Source organism: Methylotuvimicrobium sp. KM2, from assembly GCF_038051925.1.
Taxonomy (GTDB): Bacteria; Pseudomonadota; Gammaproteobacteria; order Methylococcales; family Methylomonadaceae; genus Methylotuvimicrobium.
Genome location: NZ_CP150634.1, coordinates 2976406 through 2988948, shown reverse-complemented (window position 1 = coordinate 2988948; position 12543 = coordinate 2976406). Strand labels below are relative to the sequence as shown.

The 12543-nt window shown below is 49.1% G+C and carries 10 protein-coding genes; all 10 read left to right on the top strand.

Translation table 11 applies throughout. The features are described 5' to 3' along the window. Window positions 1–128 precede the first annotated feature (128 nt). Window positions 129–2342 carry a PhnD/SsuA/transferrin family substrate-binding protein gene (locus tag WJM45_RS12550; protein WP_341325439.1) on the top strand — a complete coding sequence of 738 codons (2214 nt, stop codon included), beginning with the start codon at window positions 129–131 and terminating at the stop codon, window positions 2340–2342. 118 nt (window positions 2343–2460) lie between these two features. Continuing rightward, a complete protein-coding gene (gene cysM / locus WJM45_RS12545) occupies window positions 2461–3351 on the top strand; it encodes a cysteine synthase CysM (protein ID WP_341325438.1) in 891 nt (296 codons plus the stop codon). Window positions 3352–3637: 286 nt separating this feature from the next. Beyond that, the gene (locus WJM45_RS12540; RefSeq protein WP_341325437.1) at window positions 3638–5644 is read left to right on the top strand and encodes a C4-dicarboxylate ABC transporter; all 2007 of its coding nucleotides are present in this window, start codon (window positions 3638–3640) and stop codon (window positions 5642–5644) included. Between the two features lie 12 nt (window positions 5645–5656). After that, window positions 5657–6241 (top strand): YdbL family protein, encoded by a 585-nt coding sequence (locus tag WJM45_RS12535; RefSeq protein ID WP_341325436.1) that lies wholly within the window; start codon window positions 5657–5659, stop codon window positions 6239–6241. A gap of 2 nt (window positions 6242–6243) precedes the next feature. Beyond that, window positions 6244–7587, top strand: a complete 1344-nt coding sequence (gene rlmD / locus WJM45_RS12530) for a 23S rRNA (uracil(1939)-C(5))-methyltransferase RlmD (protein WP_341325435.1) — start codon at window positions 6244–6246, stop codon at window positions 7585–7587. A gap of 91 nt (window positions 7588–7678) precedes the next feature. Next, the gene (locus WJM45_RS12525; RefSeq protein WP_341325434.1) at window positions 7679–8224 is read left to right on the top strand and encodes a plasmid pRiA4b ORF-3 family protein; all 546 of its coding nucleotides are present in this window, start codon (window positions 7679–7681) and stop codon (window positions 8222–8224) included. A 203-nt stretch (window positions 8225–8427) separates the two neighbouring features. After that, a complete protein-coding gene (locus WJM45_RS12520; RefSeq protein WP_341325433.1) occupies window positions 8428–8916 on the top strand; it encodes a L,D-transpeptidase in 489 nt (162 codons plus the stop codon). A gap of 14 nt (window positions 8917–8930) precedes the next feature. Then, window positions 8931–9749: a tRNA pseudouridine(38-40) synthase TruA gene (truA, locus tag WJM45_RS12515; protein WP_341325432.1), complete on the top strand. Its 819-nt coding sequence runs from the start codon at window positions 8931–8933 to the stop codon at window positions 9747–9749. 480 nt (window positions 9750–10229) lie between these two features. Further along, window positions 10230–11603 carry an aminodeoxychorismate synthase component I gene (gene pabB / locus WJM45_RS12510; RefSeq protein ID WP_341325431.1) on the top strand — a complete coding sequence of 458 codons (1374 nt, stop codon included), beginning with the start codon at window positions 10230–10232 and terminating at the stop codon, window positions 11601–11603. Next, entirely contained in the window at window positions 11546–12166 is a 621-nt protein-coding gene (locus tag WJM45_RS12505) for a uridylate kinase (protein ID WP_341325430.1), read from the top strand. Before pabB ends, WJM45_RS12505 begins: the two co-directional genes overlap by 58 nt. The last annotated feature ends 377 nt before the right edge of the window (window positions 12167–12543 follow it).

Here is a 12543-nt window from a genome sequence, read left to right as displayed (position 1 = left end):
AATTGCCGAAGACTGATATTGTTTGTCGGATGCAGGATGGTCCGATGAAAAAATTTGCCGGGATTTACAATCACGTTTCTTGTTGTGTCGGGCTAGCTTTTTTGTGCATTCTTTTTGAGTCAACTGTTTTGGCCGATCCTTTGAAAATAGGTGTCTTGGCGTATCGTTCCAAAGACTATATTCAGAAGCAATATCAACCGCTAGCGCATATTTTGAATCAAGCGGTTCCGGATTGCGAGTTTAGCGTCGAGGCAATGAGTTATGAAGAGTTGGAGCAGGCAGTCGCGACGCGTCAAATCGATTTTATTTTGACGAATCCATCGCATTATTGGTTAATGGCTTACCGAAGCGGTTTATCGGCGCCTTTGGCAACGTTGGTTAAAAGCGAGGGCGGTCAAGCGCTTTCGGCATTTGGCGGCGTGATTTTTACACTGGCCGATCGTGAAGAACTTAGACATTTGTCCGATTTGCGCGGAAAAACGGTTGCCGTCGCCACGACCCGATCGCTGGGCGGCTATCAAATGCAGGCTCATGAATTAATGAAAAATAATTTATATGCCGGTCAGGATTTTAAGCCATTGGTAACAGGGATGCCTCATGACCGGGTCATAGAAGCCGTATTTAACGGCGATGCCGAGGTCGGTTTTGTGCGTAGCGGTGTGCTCGAGTCGATGGCTCTGCAAGGAAAACTCGACCTGGCCCGAGTGCATGTACTAAATCGTCAAGATTTACCCGATTTTCCTGCTGCGATATCGACGCGTTTGTTTCCCGAATGGCCTATTGCCTCTTTGCCGCATATTAACGAAACGTTGGCTCGTCGTGTTGTAGCCGCTCTATTCTTATTAACCGACAATACCGAGGTTACGCACCAATTAGCAATTCGTGGTTTTACTATTCCGACCGATTACACTTCCGTGGCGGATTTGTTGCGAGACTTGCGTTTACCTCCTTTCGATTCGCCGCCTCGTTTTACGCTTGAGGATGTTTGGCGGCGTTATTCGCTGCAAATTATCGCAGCCCTAGTCATTGCTGCTTTGATCTCGCTATTGAGTTTAGGGCTATGGAGAGTCAATAAGAAATTGAAGGCGGAACGTCGGCGAGTGTTTCAGAAGACCGAGCTTTTGACGCAAACGCGTAACACACTGGAGGCGATTATTAAAGGAACATCGTCCGTGGTCGGGGAAACCTTTTTTGCGTCGTTGGTTGAATGCTTGGCGAGCGTGTTGAACATGCGTTTTGCATTCGTTGCCGAAATAGATAGTAGCGATTTTCGAAAAGCCCGAACGATCGCGTTTTGGAACGGTGAAACGGTCGGCGAAAATTTTAGTTACGATATTTGCGGCACGCCTTGCGAGAATGTCATTAAAAAGCAGATTAGCGTGTTTTCCGAAAAAGTCGCCGAGTATTTTCCGGATGATGTTTGGCTAAAACAAAATGCCGTAGAAAGTTATGTTGGGATACCGTTGTCGGATAGTCAGGGCCAATTTTTGGGGCATATGGGGGTGATGGGTCTCAAGCCGATCGATAACCCCGATTTTTTGTTGTCTCTATTGAAAGTATTTGCAACGCGCGCCGCGAGTGAAATGGAGCGGCGGCATGCGACCGAGCAGCTCGAACGGAAAACTGAAGCCTTGCAGCAGTCGAATGCCGATCTCGAACAATTCGCGTACAGCGTTTCTCATGATATGCGTCAGCCTTTGCGAAGCATCATTGGGCATTTGCAATTCTTAGCGAACGATTTGAGGGGTAAGTTAGACGAAGACGGTCAGCTTAATTTTAATTTCGTGCTTGAAGGGGCTAAACGCATGGATGCGATGATTATGTCATTACTCGAGTTTTCCCGTGTCGGTCGTAAAACCGAGGCAATGCGCCGGGTAGAAAGTCTCGAGGTGCTCAATGAGTCGCTCGATGTATTGGCAGCCATTATCAACGAGTCGAAGGCGATCCTTGATATCGACGGCGAATGGCCGCAAGTGTATGCGAGTCCGGATGAAATGATTCGTTTGTTTCAGAATTTGATCGGCAATGCGGTTAAATATTGCGAAGGACATAAACCGCATTTGAAAATAACTTCAAAGCGGGACAATAGCGTTTGGCAAGTGCGTATCAAGGATAATGGTATTGGCATCGATCCGGCGCAGATTGATCGTTTGTTCGCTTTTTTCAGTCGCTTGCAACCGCGAACGCGGTTCGAGGGTACCGGAATGGGTTTGGCCTTATGCCGGCGCATTGTCGAGCACCATGGCGGGCGAATTTGGGCTGAATCGAAAGGCGAAGGCTATGGCAGTCTGTTCGCATTCGAAATACCGCTAGAGCCGCCTTCGATCGACAGTAAGGCTTAGCCGGAAAATCTTTTCAAGAGCTCGAAAATAGACGCTATTGGCAGGGACGTTTTATTTAGGTCTAAATCCTTAGCTTTATTTTCCTCACAGCAATAACTTTACTTTAGACAATTCAGACATGACTTTTAAAACGATAGAATCCTGTGTAGGCAATACTCCCCTGGTTAAATTACAACGCTTGCCCGGAGATTCGTCGAATATTATTTTAGCCAAACTGGAAGGTAATAACCCTGCCGGTTCGGTAAAAGACCGGCCCGCGCTGAGTATGATCAAGCATGCCGAAGCGCGCGGGGAAATCAAGCCGGGCGATCGCTTGATCGAGGCGACCAGCGGCAATACCGGTATCGCATTGGCCATGGCGGCCGCGATTAAAGGCTATAAAATGACCTTGATCATGCCGAATAACATGAGCGAGGAACGTAGGGCATCGATGAAGGCTTACGGCGCCGAGATCATCTTGACGCCATCCGCATCGAGCATGGAAGGGGCAATTGATTTGGCCCGGCAAATGGAGCGTGAAGGAAAAGGCCGAATTCTCGACCAGTTTGCCAATCCGGATAATCCGCGCGCGCATTATGAAGGTACCGGTCCTGAAATTTGGCGCGATACCGAAGGCCGTATCACGCATTTTGTCAGCTCGATGGGTACGACCGGGACTATCATGGGGACATCGAGCTATCTAAAAGAACAAGATCCCGCGATTCAAATCGTGGGCGTTCAGCCGGAAGGCGATTCGAAAATTCCCGGTATTCGGCGATGGCCGAAGGAATATTTACCGAAAATCTACGACCGAAGCCGCGTCGATAGAATTATCGATATCGATCAAGCAACCGCCGAAAACACGATGCGGGCGCTGGCGACCGAGGAGGGTATTTTTGCCGGGGTATCGTCGGGCGGAGCCGTTGCTGCTGCATTGAGGTTGTCTGCAGAAGTTGAAAATTCGGTGATTGTTGTAATTATCTGCGATCGTGGCGACCGCTACTTATCGACCGGTGTTTTTCCCGGTTGATCTAAGGCTATTAGCTATACCTTTCGCACTTCAAATTTCGGCAGTGCCAGAGGAGGCGTCTGGGTGTCTGATAAAGGCTTTGCCAGCATGGAGCTGGCATAGGGCCTACATGGACGTATTCACCCAGCACCTAAATTCCATAGCTCGTTGGCTATGGTTAACTTCCTTTGATAATTTAGGTGCTGGGTTCACGGCGTCCTTTAGCAGACACCCAGGCGCCGAATTTTCATCTAGGATGAGTATACTATGTCCCATGAAAACGCTTGGAATTTCCTCGTGTTTGTTAATGTCTTCAACAGTAATGGCATTGGATTCGGTCGGCTTGACAATAGCTACGTTCGAAGCGGAAGGTTGGCTGCTTGAAGGTGTTGATATTCGGTTGTCCGAATTTGCGGCGCCGTCTCAAAATGTCGTTTTATCGGTGCAATCTCTCGGGCTTCCCGCGCCCTTCGATGAAATAACATTCGTCGGTATCGAATGTTCGGATTTCAGTTGGCGCGATGATGAAATCCATTGTTTCAAAGGCCGGGCGAAAATCAATAGCGCTTGGTTACAATCGCCGGCTTTCGATTTTCGTTTCAGTATCGGAACCCACCGTAGTGAAGTACGCATTGAACGGCTCAAAGCCGGCGGCGGCGAAATTGACGTGCATGCCTCGGTCGAAGACGAGCGCTGGACGCTTCAAGTCAATTCGCGCGGCTTGCAAAGCGGCGCCATCAAACCTTTTATCGATTCCGATGATTTTCAGATAGGCGCAGGGCGTGTCGATATCGATATCTCTGCCGAAGGGCCTGGAATCGAATTAAATAAGCTTTCCGTCTATGCCAGACTTAAGGGTTTATCCGGACAGGCAACGGACGGTAGTCTTGCCGGCGAAGATATCGATGCTGTATGGTCTTTCCGGGCCGGTTCGGTGACGGGCAACTGGCAATGGCTGAGCCGCATCGAATTCGCCAAGGGCGCTTTGTATCTCGAGCCCTGGTTTGTCGAGCTGCCGCCTGAAACTGTCTCGATCAATAGCGCGGGTACTTGGCATGTCGATTCGCGGCGAGTGGACATCGTGCATGTCGATTTCCGCCACCCCGGCGTATTCGAGGTATCCGGAAGCGGTCAGGTTAAAATGATTCCTTCTTTGAGTCTCGAGCAGGGACGGTTTTTTGTCCATGCGGAAAATTTGCAGTCTGTATTCGGCACTTATCTCGATTCGCTGCTCTTAGGTACGCCGGCAGAAGGCATGCGTCTGTCCGGGCGTTTAAGCGCCGACACGTCGATACATAATAATACGTTGCTCGACCTAGCTGTGGATATCGATGGTTTGAACGTAAGCGACAGTCAATCTCGCTTGGCTTTAACCGATGGAATCGGGTCGCTGCATTGGTCCGCTCGGGAAGGTCCTGCTAAACCTTCGGTCTTTGCTTGGCAACAGTTACAACTGGGTAATGTGCCGATTGACTCGGCTAAAATATCGTTTTTGACCGAAGCGACCTCGTTTCGCCTATTAAATAAAACGCGCTTACCGTTACTTGGCGGTGCTCTAGCTATCGATCGTTTCGATTGGACTGCACGCGATAACGACGAGCACGATTTGTTTTTTATCGGCGAATTGGAAGATATTTTATTGGAAGAGTTGACGCAGGCCTTGGACTGGACGCCGATGAGCGGAACGATTAGCGGCAAAATCCCCGGCGTCGATTACCGGGAAAATAAGCTTACTTTGGATGGCGAGTTGACGATTGATGTGTTCGACGGTCGGATTGCGATCAGCCAACTGGCATCTTCCGGCTTATTCAGTGAGTTTTCTCAAGTGTATGGCTCAATCGAGATTGATAATCTAGATCTGGAACAATTGACGAGCAAATTTAAATTCGGCGGTATCGAAGGGCGCTTGTCCGGTTTTGTTCGCGATCTCTATTTGGAAAATTGGCAACCAGTGACTTTTTTTGCATGGTTAGGCACGTCGGATGATGACGATTCGAGTCGCCGAATCAGCCAAACCGCAGTCGAAAATTTAGCCAGTATCGGCGGAGGCGGGGCTACCGACTTGATTTCAAGAACCTTTTTAGGTTTTTTCGAGACTTTCGGCTACGAGCGTCTCGGCATCGGCTGTTATTTGCATAATGGCGTGTGCCAGTTGACAGGCGTAGAGCCGGCCGAGCAGGGTTATTACATCGTCAAAGGCGGCGGCCTGCCGAGAATCGATGTGATGGGGTATAATCCTCGAGTTGATTGGAACGTCTTATTGGAGCGTCTGAAACGCATTACGATGGCGTCGGACGACATGGTCATCGAGTAACCGGAGTCAAACATGAAAAAAATATCGATTATCGGCGCCTTGCTGCTAACGGCTTGCGTGACGATTAATATCTATTTTCCCGCCGCTGCTGCGGAAAAAGCGGCGGATCAAATCATTAAAGATATACAGCAAACGACTGATTCATCCCAAAAGCCCCAAAGCGACTTACAGTCGTTGAAGATCGTGTTTTATCGATTGATCGACGGGATATTGAATGTCGTGATTTCTCCGGCGCATGCGCAACAAGCCGATTTGTCGATCGACTCGCCCGAAATCAGACGTCTGACCGCATCGATGCAAAACCGTTTTTCGTCATTGAAACCGTATTACGATGCAGGCTACATAGGTATCGGTTCGGACGGTCTTTTAGTGGTCCGTGATCCTTTTGCCGTGCCTTTGCGAGACCGAACTCAAGTGAATCGCTTGGTGGCCGCCGAGAACGCCGATCGTAATAAGCTCTACCAGGCCATCGCCAATGCCAATGGCCAGCCCAATTGGTTCGCGCAAATCAAATCGACGTTTGCCGCGCGTTGGATCGGCAATGCTCGGTCCGGTTGGTGGTATCAAGCACCGAACGGCAGTTGGAGACAAAAATAAGCATGGCGCGGAGAAAAAGGGAACGTAAAAAATTACCGGAAACACCGGTTAGAACCGTGATCGACTCGCTGACGCACGATGGGCGAGGCGTCGCTCATGTCGACGGCAAGGCGGTATTCATCGATGCTGCATTGCCGGGTGAGGAGCTTGAATTCCTCTATACCGATATTCGCCGCGATTTCGCCGAAGGCAGAGTCGTCAAACTATTGAGTAAGGCCGAGCACCGTGTCGAGGCCGAATGTCCGCATTATGATCTATGCGGCGGGTGCAGTTTTCAGCATGTCGCTTCAAGCGAGCAAATCCATATTAAAGAGGAATTGTTGAAAGAGCAGTTTAAGCGCATCGGTAAGCTCGATATTCCGGAAATTTGGCCGTCGTTGGACGGACCGCACTGGGGGTATCGGCGCAAGGCGCGCATGGGCGTCAAATATGTCGCGAAAAAGGGGCGGGTATTGGTAGGCTTCCGTGAAAAGCGCCAACCGTTTTTGGCCGAAATCGAAAGCTGCAAAGTCATGCATCCGATCGTCGGAACACGCTTAATGGCTTTGTCGGAGATGATCGGCGGCTTGACGATCAGAGAGAAAATCCCGCAGATCGAGGTCGCGATCGGCGATGAGGATTGCGTGCTTGCGGTACGTGTGTTGGAGCCGCCGACCGACGAGGATAAGGAGCGAATGCGGTCTTTTGCGCATAAGCATAATGTGATCTTGTGTCTGCAGTCGAAAGGCCCCGATACGATCGCGCCGATCGATGGCGAACCTGTGGTAACCCCGACTTATGCCTTACCGGATCACGATATCGTTTTTCGCTTCAGGCCGGCGATGTTTACGCAGGTCAATTATGAAATCAACCGGCTCATGGTTAATCGGGTCATCGAAGCGTTGGATTTGACGAAGGACGATGTCGTGCTGGATTTGTTCTGCGGGCTTGGAAACTTTACCTTGCCGATGGCCCGTTACGCAGGAAAAGTGGTCGGTATCGAAGGCGATTTGCCGTTGGTGAATCATGCACGGGCGAATGCCCGCTTGAACAATCTGGATAATGTCGAGTTTCACGCGGCCGACTTGAGTAAGGCGATTGTCGATTTACCGTGGGCGAAACAACGTTATAACAAGATTTTGCTCGATCCGTCGCGCGCCGGCGCATCGGAAGTATTGCACCATTTCAAACATTGGCAGCCCGAAAGTATCGTTTATGTTTCGTGTAATCCTTCGACCTTGGCCCGCGATGCCGGCATATTAGTAAACGATTTAGGTTTTAAACTGGTAAAAGCCGGCGTCATGAATATGTTCCCGCAAACCGCGCATGTGGAATCGATTGCGCTGTTTAATGCTGCTGATCGGTGAATGGCTGGCGCAACGACAGCAATTCGAAATCGACGTGCCTATGACGAAATCAATCGATAAATATTAATTTTAATAATTCAAAGGTTAAAAAATGACAAACATCGTATATCAAATCAAAGTGTCGTTGGATGGCTCTACTCCGCCTATCTGGCGTCGTTTGTTGGTGTCGGAACACGCAAGCCTGCAACAATTACACGATATTATTCAAGTTGCGATGGGATGGCTTGATTCGCATTTGCATCAGTTTATCGCCGAAGGCGTTTTTTACGGCTTACCGGACGAAGAGTTTGACTTAAAGGATGAAAGTCAACATAGGATTTCTGAACTTCTGAATCAGGAGATGCAGGAAATTAAATACGAATACGATTTCGGCGATAGTTGGATGCATACGATAACGCTGGAAAAAATCCTATCTAACGATGACAATAGCGGCCATTTGCCCCGTTGTATAGAAGGCGAACGCGCCGCGCCGCCTGAAGACTGTGGTGGTATTCCAGGTTATGAAAACTTGCTCAAAATATTAAGCGATCCGGAAAATCCGCAGTATGATGAAATGCTCGAACGTTTGGCAATTGATGAATTCGATCCGGCGTATTTCGATATGGAAGATGTTAATGACGAGTTGCTGGATTTATAGGTGAAAGGTGAAAGGTGAAAGGTGAAAGGTGAAAGGTGAAAGGTGAAAGGGGAAAGGGGAAAGGGGAAAGGGGAAAGGGGAAAGGGGAAAGGGGAAAGGGGAAAGGGGAAAGGGGAAAGGGGAAAGGGGAAATTAGGGCTTGACAAGTAGTTAAAATGTCGTGCCATTTCACTATTCACTATTCACTATTCACTAATAAACCCATGAAACCCAACTCCTTTATTGACATTTCGATTCCCTCGCAACGATTAGTACTTGTCGATGAGGGTAGGGTTGTAAAGTCTTATCCCGTTTCCACGGCAAAAAACGGCCCCGGCGAATTGAGGGGTAGCGAATGCACGCCGCGCGGCTGGCATAAGATTCGCGCGAAAATCGGCCAGGGTCTTCCGGATTGCTCCGTTTTCAAAGCACGAAGGCCGACCGGTGAAATTTATTCACCGGAATTAGCCGTGCAATTTCCCGAGCGCGATTGGATTTTAACCCGTATTCTCTGGTTGGGCGGCCTCGAGCCCGGAAAGAACCGCTACGGTTCGGTCGATACGGCTTGGCGTTATATTTATATTCACGGTTGCCCCGACGAACTGATGAACGGCAAGCCCGAGTCGCACGGCTGTATTCGCATGCTTAATGCCGATCTGATCGATTTATTCGAGCGCGTTGCGATCAATACCGAAGTTTATATTCATGAATAAATTATTAGATTGAGATGCCTAGAGTCGTTTTAGGAATCGAATACGACGGCAGCGCTTTTTTCGGTTGGCAATGGCAAACCGCCCGGCGCACCGTTCAATCCGAGTTGGAAACTGCGTTGTCCAAAATCGCCGACGAACCGATTACAGTAATCTGTGCGGGCCGTACCGATGCCGGCGTGCATGCGCTCGAGCAGGTGGTGCATTTCGACACGCAAGCCGAGCGATCTATGTATGGATGGGTAATGGGCGGGAATACTCATTTGCCCGATGACATTAGGATCGTTTGGGCGCAGCTGGCGGCTTTCGATTTTCATGCCCGTTATAGCGCTATTGCCCGGTTTTATCGCTATGTTATCTTGAACAGGCCGATGAAATCGGCGTTGCTGCGCAAACAAGTCACATGGTGCTATCAGCGGCTTGATGCCGATAAAATGCATCGAGCAGCACAATATTTGATTGGTGACCATGATTTTTCGTCGTTTAGAGCGCAAGGCTGTCAGTCCAAAAGTCCTCGCCGCATGATGCATTTTATCGATGTTTACCGCGAACAGGAAAAGGTCATTATGGATATTTCGGCCAATGCATTTTTGCACCACATGGTCAGAAACATTGCCGGCGTATTGATGGAAATCGGTATGGATAAACAGCCGGTCGATTGGACGCAAGACTTATTGCTGATCAAGGATCGTGATCAAGGCGGAATCACGGCGCCGCCCGACGGCTTGTATTTAGGCGGCGTTTATTATCCGGAACATTACGGTATTACCAGGCATCCGGTATTCGATAAACTGCCGTCCGATGCGAAACGGTTCGATGATCGTCCGAAGGCTTAAAGCTTTCTCCCTTTATACTCAACAGATGACTAACCTTATGAAGGTATGGGTGTGGCTAGCGAGGATGTCGGCAGCCTCGTAGGGTACGCTATGCGTACCATGGTAACCCCGGGATGTTCGTTTGCCTACCGAACCGCCGGGGCACGGCTTTGGTACGCGCAGAGTACCCTACAATTTATGTATAACTATGAGCGCAGATCGTGGGAGCGATAATTGCCGAGGGATTGAATAGTTGCGTCAGGAAAGGCTTTTTAAAATTTTAGAATAAGCTGTTGAAAGACTTGATGAGCTTCATGCGCTTCATGGTTAAACTGCCGAATTTAAATAAATGCATTTGTCCTGGCATCGTTTCCTTTTACGTTTCTTAAATACCCTAGGATGTTATAAAATTGCAATCTTGTTCATCGGCATTTGATGCTGCGTTCCCAAACATTACGGATACTTGGATGACTCCGAACGGTTACCCTCTTTCTCTATTAAATGTCGCTATCTAAAATCATCAATCAACCACTTCCATATTTCGAAGATAGTGCTCGCTTGTTCGCACCGCTTGCCGGTAAACCTTGGGCGGTGTTTTTGGATAGCGGATATCCGGTTAGTCGACAAGGCTGTTTCGATATCATGGCCGCCGATCCGGTTTGCACCTTAGTCACACATGGAAATGTCACCAAGATCAAACGGGGGGTTGTTGTCAGCGAATCGACCGACGATCCTTTTGAATTGGTCAAAAAACAATTACTACCGAAACGGTCGGGATTCGACGATTTGCCGTTTAATGGCGGCGCCATCGGTTATTTTTCTTACGATTTGGCTCGCCGCTTGGAAAAACTACCTGTCATTGCGAGGAATGCCGAAAATATTGCCGAAATGGCGGTCGGTATTTACGAGTGGGCTGTGATTGTCGATCATCAACTGCGCCGTAGCCGCTTGGTCGGTTACCTCGACGAGGCGCAATTGGCGAATTTAACGAAATTGTTTAGCCGATTGCCGGAAGAGGGTATGCAAAATGGATTTTATGTTACAGGGCCTATTGAAGCCAACTTCGATCAGGCGGACTATGCCGAAGCATTTAGCCGTATCAAAAAATATTTGAAAGATGGCGATTGTTACCAAATCAATCTTGCCCAGCGTTTCAGTGCGCCATGCCATGGCGATCCTTGGGCGGCTTATTTGAAACTGCGAAAATTAAATTCGGCGCCGTTTAGCGCATATATGAATACGCCGGAGGCATCCGTGTTGAGTTCCTCGCCGGAGCGTTTTCTAAAGCTTCGTGACGGCTTTGTCGAAACCAAGCCGATCAAAGGAACGCGCCCGAGGAAATCGAGTCACGCCGACGACCTCGATCAAATCAGTCAGTTGGAAAGCAGCAATAAAGATCGAGCCGAAAATGTCATGATCGTCGACTTATTGCGCAACGATATCAGTAAGACTTGCAAAAAAGGTTCCGTTAAAGTTCCTCGGTTATTCGATATCGAAAGTTATGCGACCGTGCATCACTTAGTTAGCACGATAACCGGCGAGTTGACGGAAGGCCGGCATGGCTTGGATTTGCTGAGAAGCTGTTTTCCCGGAGGTTCGATTACCGGTGCGCCAAAGATCAGGGCGATGCAGATCATCGAGGAATTGGAGCCGCATCGGCGAGGTGTTTATTGCGGAGCGATCGGCTATATAGGTTTCGACGGCAATATGGATACCAATATCGCGATCAGAACCCTAGTGCATTCGGATGATACGATCCGTTTTTGGGCCGGCGGCGGTATCGTGAACGACTCGGTTATGGAAGAGGAATACCAGGAGTGCTTCGACAAAGCTTCGGCGATGATATCGGTTTTGAGCCAGCTAACGGTTGTATGAAAACCGGCTTGCGGGTCATAAAGTTCGGCGGTAGTCTTGAACGTGGCGGAGCTTTAAAATCGTGCTTGGAAAAAGCGGCAGCTTTGTACCGGGAAGGGAGTATTTGGGTTCCCGGCGGCGGCGATTTTGCCGAGCAAGTACGGCAGGCTCAACAGCGTTGGCGCTTCGATGATATTACCGCGCACGAAATGGCCCTTTTGGCGATGCAGCAGATGGCCTTGCTGATGCATTCGATGCATCGCGATTGTTTATTGGCTGGCTCGATTGCCGATATTGTTCGACAGCTCGACCTAGGAAAACCGATCATTTGGTTACCCGATGTCAATGAACTGAACCAAGCCGGTGTTCCCGCTAGCTGGGATGTGACTTCCGACAGTCTTGCCGCTTGGCTCGCATTTACACTCGATGCCGATGAATTAATTTTGATCAAATCGGCTGAAATTTCGCAATCCGCTGATGTCAATAATCTTGCGGAATTAGGCGTTGTCGACCGAGCATTTTCCGGGTTTACCAAGAATGCCCGATTTAAAATTAGGGTCGTTAATCCTTATGATCATGAATAGGCTATCATCAATCCGGTAAATGAAAGTGCAAGGGGCGGTTAGGGTTATTGTCATTACGTTAAGGGAAAACCGTCAATCCGTCATGGGTTGGCGGAATCCAGTGCCATGTAAGGTAAGCGTTTAAGGCATATTACTCCCTTTTGACCGAAAAAGCGTATAAGAACGAGAAGGTGTGGGGTATGCCTAGCGAGGATGTCGGCGGCAGGGAGCCGCCGTCAAGCCCCCATGGACGGGTTCACGGCGCTCCTCGATAGGCATACCCCATACCCAACAAAGTTGAACGATTCTTCAGTAAGAAGGGAGTAGAACCTGAACGCATGAATGACTTATTTTTATGACGGCTTAACTTAATGGCAGTGGTGGTTAGGGGTACGGGT